The 17,836-nt window shown below is 59.7% G+C and carries 15 protein-coding genes; 9 read left to right on the top strand and 6 right to left on the bottom strand.

The features are described 5' to 3' along the window. The first annotated feature begins 23 nt into the window (after window positions 1-23). On the top strand, window positions 24-1,037 hold the full coding sequence (locus ACZ500_RS06170) for an ABC transporter substrate-binding protein (protein WP_464231638.1): 1,014 nt from the start codon (window positions 24-26) through the stop codon (window positions 1,035-1,037). Continuing rightward, window positions 1,024-2,388 carry a cation diffusion facilitator family transporter gene (locus tag ACZ500_RS06165; RefSeq protein ID WP_464231637.1) on the top strand — a complete coding sequence of 455 codons (1,365 nt, stop codon included), beginning with the start codon at window positions 1,024-1,026 and terminating at the stop codon, window positions 2,386-2,388. Before ACZ500_RS06170 ends, ACZ500_RS06165 begins: the two co-directional genes overlap by 14 nt. A 27-nt stretch (window positions 2,389-2,415) precedes the next feature. Here the strand turns inward: ACZ500_RS06165 and ACZ500_RS06160 are convergent, their stop codons facing one another. Further along, window positions 2,416-3,540, bottom strand: coding sequence for a PAS domain-containing sensor histidine kinase (locus tag ACZ500_RS06160; protein ID WP_464231636.1), 1,125 nt, complete (start codon window positions 3,538-3,540; stop codon window positions 2,416-2,418). Between the two features lie 84 nt (window positions 3,541-3,624). Continuing rightward, window positions 3,625-4,068 carry a hypothetical protein gene (locus tag ACZ500_RS06155; RefSeq protein WP_464231635.1) on the bottom strand — a complete coding sequence of 148 codons (444 nt, stop codon included), beginning with the start codon at window positions 4,066-4,068 and terminating at the stop codon, window positions 3,625-3,627. Window positions 4,069-4,220: 152 nt separating this feature from the next. Here ACZ500_RS06155 and ACZ500_RS06150 point away from each other — a divergent pair, with 152 nt between their 5' ends. The 3 genes from ACZ500_RS06150 to ACZ500_RS06140 are packed head-to-tail and all read left to right on the top strand — an operon-like array spanning window position 4,221 to window position 5,663. Then, window positions 4,221-4,364, top strand: a complete 144-nt coding sequence (locus ACZ500_RS06150; protein WP_464231634.1) for a hypothetical protein — start codon at window positions 4,221-4,223, stop codon at window positions 4,362-4,364. 32 nt (window positions 4,365-4,396) lie between these two features. Further along, the gene (locus ACZ500_RS06145; RefSeq protein WP_464231633.1) at window positions 4,397-4,558 is read left to right on the top strand and encodes a hypothetical protein; all 162 of its coding nucleotides are present in this window, start codon (window positions 4,397-4,399) and stop codon (window positions 4,556-4,558) included. Between the two features lie 25 nt (window positions 4,559-4,583). Then, window positions 4,584-5,663, top strand: a complete 1,080-nt coding sequence (locus ACZ500_RS06140) for a calcium/sodium antiporter (protein WP_464231632.1) — start codon at window positions 4,584-4,586, stop codon at window positions 5,661-5,663. A 39-nt stretch (window positions 5,664-5,702) separates the two neighbouring features. On the opposite strand, the gene ACZ500_RS06135 is transcribed toward ACZ500_RS06140, so the two are convergent. From ACZ500_RS06135 to ACZ500_RS06125, 3 genes are all read right to left on the bottom strand, one after another. Continuing rightward, window positions 5,703-6,923, bottom strand: a complete 1,221-nt coding sequence (locus ACZ500_RS06135) for a UDP-N-acetylglucosamine--N-acetylmuramyl-(pentapeptide) pyrophosphoryl-undecaprenol N-acetylglucosamine transferase (RefSeq protein WP_464231631.1) — start codon at window positions 6,921-6,923, stop codon at window positions 5,703-5,705. A gap of 71 nt (window positions 6,924-6,994) precedes the next feature. Further along, on the bottom strand, window positions 6,995-9,109 hold the full coding sequence (locus ACZ500_RS06130) for an STT3 domain-containing protein (RefSeq protein WP_464231630.1): 2,115 nt from the start codon (window positions 9,107-9,109) through the stop codon (window positions 6,995-6,997). A gap of 6 nt (window positions 9,110-9,115) precedes the next feature. After that, the gene (locus tag ACZ500_RS06125) at window positions 9,116-10,060 is read right to left on the bottom strand and encodes a glycosyltransferase family 4 protein (RefSeq protein WP_464231629.1); all 945 of its coding nucleotides are present in this window, start codon (window positions 10,058-10,060) and stop codon (window positions 9,116-9,118) included. 302 nt (window positions 10,061-10,362) lie between these two features. Between ACZ500_RS06125 and ACZ500_RS06120 the strand changes: the two genes are divergently transcribed. After that, a complete protein-coding gene (locus ACZ500_RS06120; RefSeq protein WP_464231628.1) occupies window positions 10,363-11,649 on the top strand; it encodes a glycosyltransferase in 1,287 nt (428 codons plus the stop codon). Beyond that, on the top strand, window positions 11,642-13,444 hold the full coding sequence (locus ACZ500_RS06115) for an ABC transporter ATP-binding protein (protein WP_464231627.1): 1,803 nt from the start codon (window positions 11,642-11,644) through the stop codon (window positions 13,442-13,444). Before ACZ500_RS06120 ends, ACZ500_RS06115 begins: the two co-directional genes overlap by 8 nt. 25 nt (window positions 13,445-13,469) lie before the next feature. Here ACZ500_RS06115 and ACZ500_RS06110 read toward each other — a convergent pair whose 3' ends face one another. Beyond that, window positions 13,470-14,633 carry a glycosyltransferase family 4 protein gene (locus tag ACZ500_RS06110; RefSeq protein WP_464231626.1) on the bottom strand — a complete coding sequence of 388 codons (1,164 nt, stop codon included), beginning with the start codon at window positions 14,631-14,633 and terminating at the stop codon, window positions 13,470-13,472. A gap of 115 nt (window positions 14,634-14,748) precedes the next feature. Between ACZ500_RS06110 and ACZ500_RS06105 the strand changes: the two genes are divergently transcribed. After that, window positions 14,749-15,963: a glycosyltransferase gene (locus tag ACZ500_RS06105; RefSeq protein WP_464231625.1), complete on the top strand. Its 1,215-nt coding sequence runs from the start codon at window positions 14,749-14,751 to the stop codon at window positions 15,961-15,963. A 102-nt stretch (window positions 15,964-16,065) separates the two neighbouring features. After that, the gene (locus tag ACZ500_RS06100) at window positions 16,066-17,754 is read left to right on the top strand and encodes a glutamine--tRNA ligase/YqeY domain fusion protein (protein ID WP_464231624.1); all 1,689 of its coding nucleotides are present in this window, start codon (window positions 16,066-16,068) and stop codon (window positions 17,752-17,754) included. Window positions 17,755-17,836: the final 82 nt, after the last annotated feature.

Below are 17,836 nucleotides of genomic sequence, written 5' to 3'. Positions count from 1 at the left end.
AGCACTTGTTTGAGGATGAGACAATGGGCTTGCTCAGATGGGCTATCGGAGTCGTTCCTTTCGTTTGTTTTTGCTGCTTGGCCGGGTGCGGGGAGAAGGCGTTAACGGAGCTGCCTGAGGCGTTGAGCGTGCAGTTGAAATGGGTGCATCAAGCGCAGTTTGCGGGCTTCTATGTGGCTCAGGAAAAAGGCCTGTACGCGCGGGAGAATCTGGAGGTCGGCTTTATCGAAGGCGGAGAGGAGGTCGAACTGGCGGCGCCTCTCCTTTCGGGCAAGGCGCAGTTTGCCGTATCGAGCCCGGAGGATGTCTTCGTCAGGCGGGCCGCAGGGGAGCCCCTGGTGGCCGTTGCCGCCATCTACCGTCGCAGCGCTGTGGTGTATGCGGTCAAGACGGGCTGCGGGATCCAGAAACCCTATGATTTCCGGGGCCGGTCGGCTGCCGTGGCAGGCTTGAAGGACTCGTTCTGCGAATTCGAGTATCAGTTTCGCGAATTGATTGAAAAGGTCGGCGTGCCCGAGTCCGAAATCACTTTCCTGCCTTATGACCCATCCTACAAGGACTTCATCGAAGGCAGGGCTGAAATCACTGCCGCTTATGTCACGGGAGGAGTGGTCAAGCTGAACCGCGAGGGTTACAGTCTCGATCTTTTCTGGCCGGGAGACTACGGAGTGCAGTTCTATTCGGATCTCCTCGTCACGACTGAGGATATGCTGGAGCGGGACCCGGATGTGGTCGATCGGTTCGTGCGGGCCACGCTCGAGGGGTGGAGTATGTCCGTGGGGGACCGGGATATGGCCGTCGATGTCACGATGGGGTATGCCCGTATCAAAGATAGAGAACTCCAGTCGGCGATGATGGACGCGCAGGTGCCGCTGGTCCGCACCGGTGAAGACCGGATCGGGTGGATGAAGGAGGAGGACTGGCGTGAGATGCACAGGGTCCTGGTGGAGGAGGGGATCCTGTGTGCGCCTGTGGATGTGAATCGGGTTTTCACGACGGCTGTCCTCGACAGGATCTATGGAGGTGGCGGCAGGTGAAGTCGGGCGCCTGTTCCGCATGCGCCGGGATGGACATCCCTGCCCGGATCGAAGCGAAGGACTCCTGATGTCAGATACCCATCCAAACGATATTCCCTCTCCGGATCGGGCCTCCAGCTCGGAGCGTGAGACCCGGTCGATCGGGCGGGTCGCCCTTTATGCGTTTTTGGTGAACGTCGGCCTCGTGGGGATGAAGACGGCTCTGGCCTTTTTCTCGAACAGCCTGGCGGTGACAGCCGGAGCCATCGATTCGGGGACCGATGCCGTCGCCTCTCTGGTCCTCTTTGCCGGCGTAAAGCTTTCTACGCGCAAGTCCGCCTCCTTTCCTCTGGGGCTTTACAAGATCGAAAATCTCCTTTCGGTTTTTGTCGCTATTTCGATCTTTTTTGCAGGCTATGAGATCGCACGCAAGATCCTGAGCCAGTCCATCGTGCCGCCCGAGATCTCGATGGACATCCTGCTGTTGCTTCTTGCGGGCACCGTGGTCACCTACCTTTTCGGGCTCTACGCGCTGCGGATCGGACGCCGCACGGGGTCGCCGACCTTGATCGCGGAAGGGAAGCACCGGCAGGTGGATGTCCTTTCGTCTGTCGTCGTTTTGGCAGCGGTGCTGCCGCCTTTTTTCGGGTGGGACCTGAAGGTGCGGGGTGTTTCGGTCGATCAGATCGCGGCGGGCGTCGTTTTGCTTTTTATTGCAAGGGCCGGTTGGGAACTGCTTTCGGACGGGATGCGGGTGCTGCTGGATGCCTCGGCTGATTTTAAGACCCTGTCCGATGTACAGGAGATCCTCGAGGCTCATCCCCTGGTGGTTGAGGTTGGATCCCTGATTGGCCGCAATGCAGGCCGCTTTCGGTTCCTGCAAGCGAGCGTGGTGGTGCGGACGAGCGATCTCGAGGCGGCGCACCGGATCAGCGTGGACCTGGAGGCGGCCATCCGGGAAAAGATTCCCCACGTCGAGCGGGCGATGATCTACTGTGAGCCGGAGCCGCGGGCCCATTACCGGATCGCGGTTCCCCTCGCGGACCGTGAGGGGACCGTAAGCCGGCATTTCGGCGAGGCGCCGTATTTCGGGATTGTCACCGTCAGGACCTCCGACGGCGAAGCCGAAGCCCGGGAACTGGCGGAAAACCCCCATACGCGGGTCGGCACAGGCAAAGGTCTGCGTGTGGCGGAGTGGCTTGTCGGGCTGAATGTGAACGAGGTTTACGTGACGGAGGACCTTTCGCACAAAGGTCCGGGATACGTCTTTGGAAATGCGGGTGTGAGAGTCGAGACGACGGGTTTCACTCAGTTGGAGGAGTTGCTCGGGGCGATCCGCGACAAACAAGACAAAGTCAGAGATAGGGGATAGATCTGTCCGCTTCCTCCTGCCTTGTCTTTATGTTTCCGAGCGCACCTCCACGGGCAGGAGACTTTGCGAGCGCTTCGGCTTCGGCAGCACGACGCTGAAGGTCGAGCCCCGGCCCCAGACGCTCCGAACCTCGATGCGTCCGCCGTGGGCCTTGACGATGCGCTTGGCTCCGGCAAGCCCCAGACCGAAGCCCTCCTTATTTGGAGAGGTGCGGCCGCGCCCGAAGGCGTCGAAGATGAACGGGAGGTCTTCTGAGGGGATGCCTGTTCCCTGATCCTGAACGGTCACGCGGATCTCTTCCGGTGTTTCGGAAAGCGAGACGGTGATCTTCGTGCTGGGTTTCGAGAACTTCAGGGCGTTGTCGAGCAGGTTTCTGAAGACCCTCCGGAGGTGCTGGCTGTCGGCTTCTACAGGGGAAAGGGGCTCATCCGAGACCAGCTGGAGTTCGATGCCCGAGGCGGCTGCCTGAATCTGGTAGCTTTCGAGAAGGTCCAAAATCTCCTTGTCGATCGAGATCAGGGCCAGGTCGAGCTTGAGCCTGCCGGACATGAGGCGGGAGAAGTCCAGGAAGCTCGAGATGAGGGAGTCGACCTGGGAAACCTCTTTGCGGATAATATTCAGATACTCTTCCTGCTTCTCGTTTGAGAGACGTTCCCTGTGTTTGAGCAGCCGCAGCACGAACCCGCCGATGATGCTGATGCTCGACTTGAGATCGTGGGCGAACATGGAGACGATATTGTTCCGCTCCCGCTCGAGGGTCTTGATACGGGAAATGTCCTGAAAGGATTCGACGCCCCCGATGAGCGCCCCCTGATCATCCAGCAAGGCGGCTGCGCTCATCCTGACAGGGATGATCTCGCCATACCGGTTCGTGACGGTGCTTTCGACCAGCGAAACGGGCTTCATGCCATTGATGGCCGCCTGTAGAGGGCAGCGCCCGCGGCACATGGAACTTCGCAGGATGTCCCCGCAAAACCGGCCTTTAACCTCTTCCAGGGTGTAACCCAGTATCCGCTCGGCCCAGGGATTGAGGCCGGTCACCCGCATATCGGAGTCGACCGTTACCACAGCGGTGGGGAGGCTGTTGATGACGAATCGATGAAACTTCAGTTGTTCGTCGCTTGTCTCCGACGATGGAATCCGGGCGTTCATGATGAATCCTCCCCAGGAACTTACAAAAAAAGACCCGCTCCAGCCAGCACGGCACCGGATCAGGAAAGCGCCCTGATCCTCCTTCTAATTCTTGCCCTTGCCCTTTGATTTGCCGGATTTTTTCATCTGCCCGGGCGGATAGCGTTTGACGATGTCGGAATGGTAGACATAGGGTCGATCGGTATCCGTTTCGATGACGACATAGCGGTCGAGATCGATGTGGATGGAAGAGGGCAAGGCAACGGCGGCCTTCCAATCCCCGATCGAAGAGTAGAAATAGAGGCGCCTGCCGCTGTCGTAGTAGACATAGGAATCCGGATAGTATCGATACCGGTGTTTGGCCCGGTAGCCATGTGCAGGGGCCCAGGGCGGCGGTCCCTGAGCGCCACGACCGGATTCGTAGGCGGCACCTTCATCTCCGGCCGCAATGTAGGTGCCTGCGCATCCCGAGAAAAGCAGCCCCACGCTGACCAGGATCGAGAAAAAAGAAATGAGGACCCTTGTGTTCTTCGGCTGATTTCTGTGCATATTTACGTCCTTTCAACTCGGCTACGTCCGCAGATGCAAAATCCCACTTTTTTCGGCCGCAGTCAAATCAAACGACTTCAAGCGGGATATGGTTCGCGGAAGAGGCAGCCGCCGACAACGCCCGCTGGCATGCGTCCAGTTTCCATCCGGAAATGATCTCATTCGTCAACCTCGGCGGCAATCTGCACGCTCGCTTGTGCGGCGAGCTGCAGGCTGCGTCCGCGCAACTGCTTGATTTCCTATATATTGTGCAAAAATCCTTGCTCCCGGATGAGAGGCTGGATCGCGCTGGATAATCATTCCCGAGTGAACATCTATTGAAGCGCGATTGAAGACACCTGTCAAGGAAGACCTGTTCGAGGCGACGGCCGCCGCCGATGCAGTGTGGAAAGGCCGGGGAGAGGGGCAAGGGAGAGCTTTCACCATCGAGCCGCATTTTCCCCTTTATTCCGCTGTGCGTGCGGCCGATAATGGTCCGCTCAACACCTGATCCTGATGCATATCCGGGGGGCCATATGTTTCTACAGTTGCTGTTTCTGGTCACAGGGTTCGTCTGCCTCGTTCTGGGGGCTGAGATGCTGGTGAAAGGTTCCTCGAGGCTCGCCTCGGCATGGGGTGTGTCGCCCCTGGTAATCGGGTTGACGGTCGTGGCCTTCGGCACGAGTTCACCCGAGGCGGCGGTGAGCGTTTGGGCATCCATCGGCGGACAGTCCGGGATCGCCATGGGAAACGTTATAGGCAGCAATATCTTCAACATCCTGGTGGTGCTGGGCATGTCGGCGGTTGTATGCCCCCTGGTGGTCGCCCAGCAGGTGGTCAGGCTGGATGTGCCGTTGATGGTGGGCGCCTCGGTTGTCCTGTATGTCCTTCTTCTGGATGGGGCGCTCGGAAGGTTGGACGGGGTGCTCCTCTTTACAGCGCTCATCGTCTACACGTTCTGGGCGATCCGCAAGAGCCGCAGGGAGATGAAAGAGGTGAGCGCCGGTTACCGGAAGGCGCTCGATCTGCCGCCGGCGAGCGCGGGTCGCACCAGGCCGCTCGTCAACGGGCTGCTTGTGGCGGGGGGGCTCGGACTTCTTCTGGTGGGTTCGCACCTGCTCGTCCAGAACGCGGTGTTTATCGCCAGGGTGCTCGGGGTGAGCGAAATGGTGATCGGCTTGACGATCGTGGCGGCAGGGACCTCCCTGCCGGAGTTGGCCACGTCCATCATCGCGGCGTTCCGGAAGGAGCGGGACATTGCAGTGGGAAACGTCGTCGGAAGCAACCTCTTCAACATCCTCGGCGTGCTTGGGATGAGCGCCATCGCCGCATCGAAGCCGTTGAGCATCGGGGATGCCTCGCTGAGGCTCGATCTGCCCGTCATGGTCCTGGCAGCAGTTGCCTGCCTGCCCGTGTTTTTCACCGGACACCGGATCAACCGCTGGGAGGGCTTCTTTTTTCTGGCCTATTATGGCGTCTACATCCTCTATCTCATTCTGGTTGTCAGGGACAGAGGGGGTCTCCTGACCCTCGGGTGGGTCATGCTTGTCTTCGTCTTACCGGTTACGGCGGTGACCTTGGCCGTTTCGCTTTACAGACAGCTGAAAAGGCGGTAACCGTCGGAAGGTATTCATCCGGCAACCTGCCGCAAGCCTTCAGAATCTGCGCATCGCGGTCAACGCCTGGATTTCCCGCATGACCAGAGCCCGTGCATCGGGCCGGGCGAAGGCGCCGATCCCGCGCGAAAGCGCACGCAGTTCCTCGGGACGGCAGATTACGGCGAGGATGGTGTCCGTGAGGGTTGCAGCAGCGGTCTCTTCCCTGACGAGAATGCACGCGCCGGCGTCGGCGTATGCTTGGGCGTTGCTGATTTGGTGGCCTTCGGTGGCCTTGGCGGATGGAACGACGATGGCCGGCTTTCGCCACAAGGCGAGTTCGGCCATCGTGACTGCGCCGGCGGCGGTCACCACCAGGTCGGCGGCGGCGTAAGCCGGAGCGATGGACGGGATAAAAGGAAAGATTCTGCAGCGAGCCGTGTCTTTTCGATGGATGCCGGCATGGATCTGGGCAAAATGGCGGTCACCGGTCTGCCAGACGATCTGGATGCCGTTTGCGCTCAGGCGATGCGCCTTGTGAAGCAGGGCTTGGTTGATGCCTTCGAGCCCCAGACTGCCTCCCATGATCAGAACGGTCTTCAATGCGGGGTCCAAATCGAATGCAGCGCAGGCCTCCTTGCGGGTGATATTCGAAGGGAGTGCGGCCTGGCGCACCGGCGTGCCGGTCAAGGTGGTCTTTCGAGGGGGAAAGCACGCCCCTGTCTCCTCGAAGGAGACGCAGATCCGGTCCGCCACCGTGGCGAGAAACCGATTGGCAAGGCCGGGCAGGAGGTTCGGTTCGAGGAGAAGCGTGGGAATATGTCTCATTCCGGCCGCCAGAACGAAGGGCCCTGTGGGGTATCCTCCGAGGCCGAGGACGACGTGGGGGCGGTGTTTGGCCAAAATGCCCAGGGACTGGTGCAGACTGCGAAGGAAATCGAATGGAAGGCGAAGGTTGTTGATTGGGTTTGTCCTGTCGTAGGGGTTGATATCGAGGAAAAGGATGTCATACCTGGAATCGTGCATACGTTCGGACGGAAACCTCCCGGCCGCCCCGATCAGGACGACCTCCGCCGCCGGGAAGCACATGGACGCCTGCTCAGCGATGGCGACCGCCATATGGATATGGCCGGCCGTGTCACCCACACCGATCATCATCCTGAACGACCGATCGAGGAAGGCGGCCCGAGACGGTGAGCCTATTGCCGGTGAGGTGGCCGAATCGATCCGAATGTCCTGGCAGGTTTCGGAAGGATCGACTGAAGGATGAACAGGTTTCATGAGCGGACGGCCGCAAAACGCTGCACCCTGGTTGATCCTGTTTCGGCAGGAAGAGGGTTTGGGGAAGTCGCTCATGGCTTCAACCTGAAGATTCTGACCGCTGGAGACCGGTCCAGAACCAGCTCGAAATACCCTGCGAAGGTCTCCGGCTCACCAATCAGCATCTGGACCATCATAGAGCGGTAGATGCCTTCGTCCATGATCGCGATGCTCTTGTCGACCTGATTACTCAGGACGTGCATACCGCTCCTGTTCCAGGGGTACTCCAGGTGGCGGCTGCCTGTCTGGGAGAGCATGTCGATCGTACGGGCCCGGAACCGCTTCCCGGATACGCTCAGGGACCCTTCGGCCGTGTCGATGGTGATTCGGCCGGCAGGGAGCATGAGGCTGGGTTTTGCTGTTTCGCCGGTGACGATGTCCCAGGTGCCGAATTTTCGGATCGCTGTCGAAATCCTGATGTTTTCCCAGGCAAGGACCAGATATTGTTGAGGGATGGGAATCTTGTCGGGAAAGGTCAGGCCTCCGATGCCCTCGAAAAAGGACCGGGCTTCCTGCGGGGGCATTTTTTCCAGGATGGCGGAAATGGGATTTGGATAAACGGGTCGGTCGGCGCACGGATGCGCTGTGTTTCCGTTCAGAGCCTGCTGCCGGGCAACGAAACGGATCAGGGCGTGCGCCTCACCGGGGGAAGCGGTGGCATGCACCCGGGCGAGCGGCAGGATGTATTCGCCGCTGTTGCGGGCGCCGTCAGCGAATGTGCTCACCCCGCTGTAAAACTGGCAGGCATACCCGAAATCCCACCAGAGCCAGAACTGTGCATCGGGTGAGACCTTCGGCCGCATGGCTGCCAGAGCCTCTGCAAAAGGCTTCGAGATGAAGAAAAAAGGCGCATTTTGATGGATGAACCGGGCGGGGAGCCACAGGACCGAGGCGAGAAGCAACAGCTGCAAAGCAAGGTTGACGCGCTTGGTCCAAGGCTTCAGGGAACAGAGCAGTGAAAGGCCGAAACCCAGCCCGAGGCCGACGACGACGCCGCCGTACATGGAAAACCGCGCGCCGAATCTTGTGCTGGCCATCGCAAGAAAGAGAAGGGGTGCAAAGACCAACGCTGCGGGATGCCGCCAACAGAGGAAGGCATAGGCGCCTGTACCGATGACGAGGAGCAGTCGGCTTCCTGCAACCGCCTGTTCCAGTTGATGCCAATCCACTGTCCGGGCCTCGATGATGGTCGAAATGGTGGCGGGATAGCGGATGGATACGCCGGTGGACGACCGGTCGCCGTAGCGGATGATGTGCCCGATGGATGAGTGGATCCGTTCGCTCAAACCGGAAAAGAGAATCAGGCCGGTCGAAAGGCCCAGAAAGAGGAGGATCGCCCCTCTTCTGCCCTGGCAGAGTTCGGGGCGGAGAAAAACCGCGAGGGCAGCGCCTCCTCCGAATGCAAGGCTCGCCCATCCGCCGTTTCCGGCCAGAAATGCGACGAGGAGCCCTGTCAGCACGAAGAGGCGCTTTCCGTTCAGGCTAAAGACCAGGCCGACGGATACGGCGATCGCGAAGAGCGCCAGAATAATCGGTTCGGCGCTGGGGTAGACGAACAGGTGGAGCTTGATCCAGATCCCTATGAGGAAGGCGAGGGCAAACGATATTCTCGGAGATGGTACGGGGTTGGTTTTGCGGGGAGGGCGGAGATGGGGCTCCAGCCAGCAGACTAAGGCCGTAGCCAGGGCAACGGTGAAAAAGAGGGCGAGCGGGTCCGTGTCGTAAAATCCCAGCCGGGTGCGGATCAGATAGCCTCCGCAGGTAGTGCACAGGACGCCTGCAACGAGTGTTCCCGGGGGGAGCCTCCACCACAGACCAAGGAAGGCGATCGGAAGGGCGGCCATGGGGGCCATGACGACGGGAAGCCAGAATGCCAGGGTGGCAAATCCTATGCCTGTGGAGGCATGCAGGAGGCGCAGCAGAACGGCGAGGGGATGGCAGCTGTACTGGTTGACTCTTTCGGCTCCCGCAAGCCAGGCATAGGCATCGTGCGTGGCCATGACCCTTTCCCCATGGACCAGGAGCGCCGGGCTATCCCAATGTACGAGATCGACAAGCCGGAGGCCCGCGCTCAGCACAAAAACGAGGACAAATGGCAGGAGCCAGTCTCGGTGCCGGAAGATGAAGCGGTTGGTGTCGCGTTGCATGGATGATCAACCCTGTCTTTCGATCTGCTGCAGGAGAAATGCGGCGATGCCGAGGAGGGCCGACAAAAGGCAGAGCAGGGTCGTGGTGCCCTGGATGCCCAGACCGGAATCGGAGAGCAGATGGTGCAGGTGGTCACGTCCCCCCTGCCATGGTTTTTGCCCTCTGAAGAGACGCATGACGATCACTCTTGCCATGTCGAAGAGCGGTATGCTCAGAACCATCATCGCCGTCACCAGTTTCCCGGCTGTGAGGATGGCGCTCACCGCCAGGACGAATCCGACCATCATGGCGCCGGCCTCTCCGTAATATATCCGTGCCGGGTGCCAATTCCAAGGGAGATACCCGAGCAGTGCTCCTCCAAGGAGAAAGGCGAGGGATCCGGTCTGTTCGTCGCCTTGCAGCATGAGCGCGACGCACCCGATGGTTGTGGATGCAATGATGCCGATCCCGGCCGACAGGCCATCGATGCCGTCCAGGATTTTGAGGGCTATGATCATGCTTACGATCCAGCAGACGGTCAACAGATGGGCGCACCACAGCATGGTTTCGAGGTTGAAATATCCGTTGAAGGGATTCGACAGGGTGCGGATGTGGAGCCCGGTCAAAGAGACAAGGAGCGCGGCAGTGATGGGCGCGAGGAGTTGAAGGGCAGGGGAAAGGTCGAATCGATCGTCGAGGGTGCCTGAAATCGTGAGGATGCAGACGCCGAAAAGAATGATGCCATAGGGACCCCGCAACGGGAAGAAGAGGCAGAGCGGGATGAGGAATCCGAGGCAGAGCACGATCCCGCCGCCTTTGGCGACGGGACTGGTGTGCATCCTCCTGTAGGTATCTCGTTGGTTTGGGTTGTCCGCAAAGCCGATTTTTCCGGCAACACGGATCACGACGGGCATCAAACTGACGCTGATGATAAAAGCGATGAAGCCCGGGAGAAAAAGGTCTATATTCATGACGATCGATCCGGATCGGAGATATCCCCGTCCCGGGGGCGGGTTCCCCCGGCCGGGCTCGGTGCGAAGCGGCGAAGCCGGTGAAGAAGAGTCCTCGTTTCCGGATTGGAATCCTGTCGCCATGTGATGGACAGTTCCGGATGCACACGGGTTACGAACATACCCGTGCCAGAAACGGGGATAACCTACAACAGATAGGCCTGAATGGCAACGACAGAGTTTGCGGATTCCCCTGGCCCCGGGCTGTGCGGCAAGCCGCTCTCGGCGGCACGGAAAAGAGGTGGAAACTGAAAGGGGTTTTTATGGAATGGGAGACGCATCGCGGGGCTGCCTCGGGCGATGACAGGGCCGAAGCGGGGGCGAAGGGGCTCAAGATAGCCTTTTTGCACCCGGAACTCGGCATCGGCGGGGCTGAACGCCTGATTGTGGATGCGGCAGTGGAACTGAGCGCCCTGGGTCATGAGATCCGGATCCTCACTTCGCGGCATGATCCGGGACGCTGTTTTTCCGAGACGCTCACAGGCCGGTTTTCTACTACGGTCCGCGGCGGTTTTGTGCCAGGCGCTGTCCGCAACCGCTTCCGTGCGGTGCTTTCAGTGGTCCGGATGCTTATCCTGTCTCTCTCCCTGCGTTCTGGGGGATTCAAACCCGATGTCGTCTTCTGCGATCTGGTTCCCCATGTGGTGCCATTCCTCCGATTCGTTACAGACGCCCCGGTTGTCTTCTACTGCCACTATCCCGATTTGTTGCTTGCTCCGGCAAGGCATGGACTTTATGGTTGGTATCGAATCCTTTTCGATTATCTCGAAAGAGCGGGTATGCTCAGCGCGGATCGGATCCTCGTCAACAGCGAATTTACAGGCACGGTGTTTCGTGATACGTTCCAGGGCTTGAGCGGGCTGGAACCGATCGTGGTCTATCCCGGTGTGCCGGTGGAACGGTTCGCGCTCGAAAGCCCCGCCCCGGTGCGGGATCTGATCGGAGGAGAAGCGGATGACCCATTCATCCTCTCTCTGAATCGTTTCGACCCGCGGAAGAATCTGGGCCTTGCCCTCAAGGCCTTGAACCGCATGCGGGAGATGATTTCCCCTGAGATGTTTTCCCGTGTGCGTTTGGTTGTGGCAGGCGGATATGACGAGAGTCTGCCGGAAAACCGGCGGACCTTTGAAGGGCTTCAGGAATTGGCTCGGAGGCTGGGTGTGTCGAACCGGGTGGTCTTTCTCAGATCGGTGACCGACGAGCAGCGCTTTGCCCTGCTGAAAGGCTGCGTGTGCCTGGTTTATACCAGTCTGGATGAGCACTTCGGCATCGGTGTCGTCGAAGGTATGGCGGTGGGCCGGCCGGTCCTCGCGGTCAACCGAGGCGGCCCGCTGGAAACGGTTTCAGATGGGATAAGCGGGTTTCTGAGGGAGCCCGAACCGGGGGCGTTCGCCCAGGCACTCGCCCGGCTCATCGTTGAGCCCGGGCTGGCCGACAGGATGGGGACGGCCGGGAGTGCGCGTGCGCGTAGCATGTTTTCCCGCAGGGCCTTCGGCCGACATCTCGATGCGGTTCTCAGATCCCTCACGAACAGGCACGCCCGTGATTGAAAGCATCAAAAAGGCCTATCTTCTGCTCGATCCGCGGACTCGCCGGCAATGGTTCTGCCTGGTGCCGCTCGCCTTTTTGGAAGGAATCGTGGAGAGCGTCGGCGCCGCCGGCGTCTTCACCTTGATCCGGGTGATCGAACATCCCGCCATGATCCTCGATCTGCCTGTCCTGGGGGCTGTTTATCGCTATCTGGGATGGGAAAGCGGCCGGATCATCATCCTTTCATTCACTTTTTTGGTCGCCGCTTATTATATCGGAAAGAATGTTTTTTTGATTGCCTCCATTTATATCCGTTCGTCGCTGACATCTTCGGCGGTCGAAAAAATCAGTGTCAGGCTGCTGAAAAAATATCTGAATGCACCTTATACGTTATATCTCGAGCGGAACCATGCAGACCTTATCGACAGGATTTCACAAAGCGTAGATCTGGCTGTACGCATGACACTGGAATCTTGTGTCGCACTGATATCCGAGGTGTTGATTCTGGTCGGCATAGCCGTTGTCCTCGTAATGGTTTCGCCGTTGATGACGTTGTTGTCGATGGGAATCCTTGCCGGTATTTTGGGAGTTTTGCTGGCGCTGACCCACAAGGTGTTCTTCAAAATCGGTTCACGGCATCAAGTGCTTCGTCAGGAATCTCTCTCAACCATCAACCAGAGCCTGGGTGGGATCAAAGAAATCAAGGTAATGGGCAGAGAATCCTACTGGCAAGAGCGATTTGCCGATAAGCAGAGGGGGATCGCCAAGATCCGGCGCTGGTACACCACACTGAATCATATGCCGCGGGCCATGGTCGAAACCGTTTTTATCTGCATACCGCTGGTGATGGTGCTGCTGTCGGTCGATCGGCTGGATCAGATCGGCGGCGGCATTCTGCCGCTCCTGGGGCTTTTTGCGTATGCCGGGTTCCGCGCGATTCCATCCTTCAACCGGTTATCCCTCAATATTACGAATATGCGGTATTCAGGGGCTGAAGTGGATCTCCTGTACAGGGATCTCCGGATGCTCGATGAGCGATCGATCGAATCGGAGATGGACCTGCCGAACGCCGATGCCTTCCGGTTCGAGCGGGAACTCATGCTCGACGGGGTCTCGTTTCGTTATGAGGGGAAGGACCAGCCGGTCCTCGAGGACATCGGCTTCTCGGTGAGGACAGGTGAATCGATCGGGATCGCCGGGGTGACGGGATCAGGGAAGAGCACGCTCCTCGATCTCATCCTCGGCCTCCTCGAGCCTTCCCGTGGATGCATTACGGTCGACGGGAGGAACATCCAGGACTGCCTGCCGGGATGGCATCGTCTGCTCGGTTATGTCCCGCAGCAGATCTATCTGACAGATGACACCCTGCGCCGGAATATCGCGTTCGGCGTGCCTGATGAAGCGATTGACGGGGAGCGTATGGCGGAGTGCCTCGGCATAGCCCAACTCGAGGCGTTTGTGAGGGAGCTGCCGCAGGGGCTCGATACACGCCTCGGGGAACGGGGGATCAAGATCTCGGGGGGGGAGAAGCAGAGAGTGGCTATAGCCCGGGCTCTGTATCGCGATCCGGAGGTGCTGGTATTCGACGAGGCGACATCGGCCCTGGATCGGTTCACCGAAAAGGTCGTCACCGACGCGCTGCATACGCTGCACGGGCGGATGACGATGATTGTGGTCGCTCATCGTTTGAGCGCCCTGCAGCACTGCGACCGGGTCATCTTCATTCAGCGCGGAAGGATTGAAGCGATAGGGTCTCTCGAGCGGCTGTTGCGGGAAAACGACGCCTTCCGGGGGACGGTCTCGACTGAGCGGTAAGTCTCCGTGAGAAAACGTCTTCGCTTTATCGAGGGGAAAAAGCGAGCATGGGGTCAACGATCCCTCTGAACTCGGAGATGAACCGCTCCCGCGAGTAGCGCGCCTGCCGGGTTGCAAGGTGCTCTCGCAGGCGGGTCTGCTCTCGGCCGGAGCGGAGTACGCGAAAGATCTTTTCCGCCGCTTCCTCTTCAGAGCGGTACAGGAGCGGTTCGTACCGGTCGACGATTTCCACCTGACCGCCGCCATCCGGGATAAACACGATGCAGCCCGCCTGCACCATCTCGGCCACGGCCATCCCGTAGTGCTCCTCCTGCATGCCGTGGATGCCATAGCGGTGAGCGGCTACGAGCCGGGAAAGCTCTTCCCGGGGCGGGGAACCGTTCATTTTGACCCAGACGGCGTTTTTCCGTACAAGAGTTCGTATGGAGGAGAAATATTCGCTGTCGTCGTCGGGCCCGACGATGTGGAGGTGGATGAGGCAGCCTCTCTCCCGCACGAGGGCGAGGATACGGATGATCTTGTCGATCTCTTTTTCACGCGAGATACGCCCGATGCAGACGAAACCGTCTTCGCGCCGCTTCCACGGGACGGACGGGAAGTCGCCCAGCACGGGTGGGTAGAGCGTTCGGGTCTCGATGCCCGGATAAAGGTCTTTTACGAGTTCTCCAGTCCAGTCGGAGTTGACCAGCGTCACGTTCTGTTTTATCCGGCTCATGGAATAGTCCGTCAGGGCCGGAAGCAGACGGTAGTACAAAGCGTTGGTGGCGCGGTTGGCATACCAGTGCCTGTCTACTGAAGGCCTCGGGAAGTGATTCCATGGGTAGTGGATATACTGAATCCCCGGCCGGCCAAAATCCGCCTCATTGTTCACCGAAAGAACGAGATCGAAACCAGGCTGGATCGAGCGTGACCGTTTCAGAAGCAGAAAGGTCTTGAGGAGTGTCCATGTCCCCGGCACTCCGTCCAGGAATCTGCGCAGGAGCGGCGGATAAACGAAGCAATGAAGATCCGTGGGTCGTAGGGATGTACCGAAGTGTTCATTGATGGCATCGAGGTCCACGGGCCGCCAGGAAAGGACGGCAAGGAGATAATCGTCCCGAAGCGCCTGGAGCATCCAGGAACACACGCCGTTGCCTCCGCCCGGAGGCTGGAGGCTCGGTTGGATCAGCAGGATGCGTTTTCGTCGCATGTGAAGGTGTCTCGCGTTTCGCTAAGCGGATTCGGATTCGATGAGGGAGCGGGTTGCACAGCGTATGAGCTGCGTGTTTCATAACACAGCGGGCCGACAGAGAACAAGCCCGGAATTGCAGCGCGGCGGAAAGGCACGCGGCCGAAGGGTGCGCGTCCTCTTCTTGTCCCACCGGCTGCCTTATCCACCTCTGAGCGGGGGAGCGATCAAACGCTGGAAGGTGGCCGAATACCTTGGCCGGAACTACGATCTGGGCGTTTCGGTGCTCTGCGCCCCGGAAGATCTGCCTCACAAACAGGACTTTCTCCGCCGGGTAAGCCTCGTTCAGTTTTCCGAAACGCTCATCAGCCGCCCGAGAAGCCTGCTGAATCTCCTCCGCAGTGGGTCGAGGGGCCTGCCGTTGGCGGTCTACCGCAACGATGCTGCTCTTTTCAAGGCACAGGTGGAGAAGGCGGCGACCTTTTTCGATGTGCTTTACCTCGATTCCCTGCTCGTCTTGCCCGCCGTCCCACCGATGTTCGGAGGAAAGATCGTCCTGCACGCCCACAATGCCGAATATATGATCTGGAGGCGTTATGCGGGAAGGGAGAAAAACCCCGTCCGCAGGGCGGCAGTGCTGCTCGAAGGGGGCCGCATGCGACGCTACGAGGCGCTCGCCTGCCAGCGCGCGGGCCGCATTCTGGCCGCTCCCCACGATCAGACTTTCTTGTGCGGGCTCGGGGTGAACCCGGAAAAATTCCTGGATACCTTCCATTTCGGAGACGAGACGCTGCTCGCTCGGCCGGACGTTGCCTTTTCCGAAACGGAGCCGGCGCTCCTGCACGTCGGGTCCCTTGATTGGGAACCCAATCTGGACGGCCTTCTGTGGTTTCTGGAAAAGGTCTGGCGCGGACTGAAGCAGAAACACCCTCAACTGCGCTTCTACATTTTGGGGCAGGGAGGCGGCGAGCGACTCCGGGCGGCAGCACGCGGCCTCGCAGGGGTTCGGATGACCGGGTTTGTGGAGGACCTGGAGCCCTACCACAGGCGGTGCCGCCTCTTCGTCGCTCCTTTGCGCTTCGGTGGAGGGATGAAAGTCAAGATCATCAACGCCATGTATCGGGGCATTCCGGTGCTGACCACGCCGATCGGCGCCGAAGGCCTCGAGACGGCGGATGGCCGGCATCTCTCTATTGCCGGCGATGCCGCGAAGATGCTCCGCGATGCCGACCACCTGCTGCGGGATGCCGCATCGTGGACGTGCATGCGCGACGAGGCCCGCCAGCATGCCCGGGAACGCTTCGACTGGGAGCGGGTCTATGGTCCGCTGCGCAAGGCGATCGAGGAGTGAGGCGGAGCGGAGCGGAAAAGTCTATTGACAGCCGGCCTGCAAACAACGACATTAAACAATTCAAATCCGCTTTAGGCATAATCGAGGAGGACGCTTTACACCATGACCACGGAGTCGACCGCTCAGGGGCAGGACTTCATCCGCCGCACCATCCACGAGCACAACAGGACCGGCAGGTTTCAGGGGCGGGTCCACACGCGCTTTCCGCCTGAGCCAAACGGGTATCTCCACATCGGGCACGCCAAATCCATCTGTCTGAATTTCGGGATCGCGGCGGAATTCGGCGGCCTGTGCAATCTCCGCTTCGACGACACCAACCCGACCAAGGAAGAAACGGAATACGTAGGGTCGATCCAGGAGGACGTCCGCTGGCTCGGCTTCGACTGGGGCGACCGGAAATACTACGCGTCGGACTATTTCGAGACCCTCTTCGACTACGCCGTGGCGCTCATCCGCAAAGGCAAGGCCTACATAGACAGCCAGAGCGCCGAAGCAATCCGTCAAAGCCGAGGGACCCTCACAGAACCGGGCACGGAGAGCCCTTACCGGGGGCGGCCGGTCGAGGAGAATCTCGATCTCTTCAGACGCATGCGGGCGGGTGAATTCCCCGACGGGAGCCATGTGCTCCGGGCGAAGATCGATATGGCCTCGCCCAACATCAATCTGCGGGACCCGGTCGTTTACCGCATCCTTCACGCGCATCATCACCGCACGGGCGATAAGTGGTGTATCTATCCCATGTACGATTTCGCCCACTGTCTCTCGGATTCCATCGAGGGAATTACCCACTCGATCTGCACCCTCGAATTCGAGGATCACCGTCCGCTCTACGACTGGTTCCTGGACCAACTCGAGGTGTATCACCCGCAGCAGATCGAATTTGCCAGGCTCAATCTGAGCTTCACGGTCATGAGCAAGCGCAAACTGCTCAAGCTGGTTCAGGAGGGTGTTGTGGACGGCTGGAGCGACCCCCGTATGCCCACCATTTCAGGGCTGCGCCGCCGCGGCTACACGCCGGAATCGATCCGCGCCTTCTGCGAGCGGATCGGTGTGGCGAAGCGCGACAGCACGGTCGATATCGCCCTCCTCGAACACTGCCTACGGGAGGACCTCAACCTTAGGGCCTCGCGCGTCATGGGGGTCTTGAACCCGCTCAGGGTCGTGATCGAAAACTACCCGGATGACCGGGTCGAGGAGCTCGAGGCCGTCAACAATCCGGAGGATCCTTCAGCCGGTATCCGGCTGGTGCCTTTTTCGCGGGAGCTTTACATCGAACGGGACGATTTCCGTGAAGACCCGCCGCGCAAGTATTTTCGGCTTGCGCCCGGGCGTGAGGTGCGCCTGCGCTACGGGTATTTCATTACCTGCACCCATTGCGTGAAGGACGAAAGGGGTGAGGTTCGAGAGCTTCGCTGCACCTATGACCCCGAGACGCGGGGAGGGGCGGCACCCGACGGCCGGAAGGTCAAAGGGACCATCCATTGGGTGTCGGCGCGGCATGCGATACCGGCGGAGGTCCGCCTCTACGAGCATCTCTTCACGGTTCCGGATCCGGATGAGGCCAAGGGGGGCGGGGGTTTCATGGAACATCTGAATCCGCAGTCCCTGTCTGTGCTCTCTGAGTGTCTGGTGGAGCCGACCCTGGCCCAGACCACGGAGGACAGGCATTATCAGTTCGAGCGCCAGGGGTATTTCTGTCTCGACGCTCGGGATTCGCGGCCTGGCAGATTGGTCTTCAATCGGACGGCTACCTTGCGCGACAGTTGGGCCAAGATGGAAAAGAAGATTTGAAGTTCTGAAACTCCTTGACATCGCCGATCCGGGTGTCTATGAATCAAACTGCGGCGTTCATCTGTCCAAAATATGAACAGGC

This window comes from Desulfatiglans parachlorophenolica, from assembly GCF_055394735.1.
Note: the sequence above shows the minus strand (reverse complement) of the source record. Positions and strands in the feature narration are given on the sequence as shown.

What these genes read in the sequence shown, in the direction of transcription:
- ACZ500_RS06170 (WP_464231638.1), top strand. Translation starts at nt 24, where the DNA reads ATGGGCTTGCTCAGATGGGCTATCGGAGTCGTTCCTTTCGTTTGTTTT.
- ACZ500_RS06160 (WP_464231636.1), bottom strand. Translation starts at nt 3,540, where the DNA reads ATGAACGCCCGGATTCCATCGTCGGAGACAAGCGACGAACAACTGAAG.
- ACZ500_RS06155 (WP_464231635.1), bottom strand. Translation starts at nt 4,068, where the DNA reads ATGCACAGAAATCAGCCGAAGAACACAAGGGTCCTCATTTCTTTTTTC.
- ACZ500_RS06150 (WP_464231634.1), top strand. Translation starts at nt 4,221, where the DNA reads ATGATCTCATTCGTCAACCTCGGCGGCAATCTGCACGCTCGCTTGTGC.
- ACZ500_RS06140 (WP_464231632.1), top strand. Translation starts at nt 4,584, where the DNA reads ATGTTTCTACAGTTGCTGTTTCTGGTCACAGGGTTCGTCTGCCTCGTT.
- ACZ500_RS06135 (WP_464231631.1), bottom strand. Translation starts at nt 6,923, where the DNA reads ATGAAACCTGTTCATCCTTCAGTCGATCCTTCCGAAACCTGCCAGGAC.
- ACZ500_RS06130 (WP_464231630.1), bottom strand. Translation starts at nt 9,109, where the DNA reads ATGCAACGCGACACCAACCGCTTCATCTTCCGGCACCGAGACTGGCTC.
- ACZ500_RS06125 (WP_464231629.1), bottom strand. Translation starts at nt 10,060, where the DNA reads ATGAATATAGACCTTTTTCTCCCGGGCTTCATCGCTTTTATCATCAGC.
- ACZ500_RS06120 (WP_464231628.1), top strand. Translation starts at nt 10,363, where the DNA reads ATGGAATGGGAGACGCATCGCGGGGCTGCCTCGGGCGATGACAGGGCC.
- ACZ500_RS06110 (WP_464231626.1), bottom strand. Translation starts at nt 14,633, where the DNA reads ATGCGACGAAAACGCATCCTGCTGATCCAACCGAGCCTCCAGCCTCCG.
- ACZ500_RS06100 (WP_464231624.1), top strand. Translation starts at nt 16,066, where the DNA reads ATGACCACGGAGTCGACCGCTCAGGGGCAGGACTTCATCCGCCGCACC.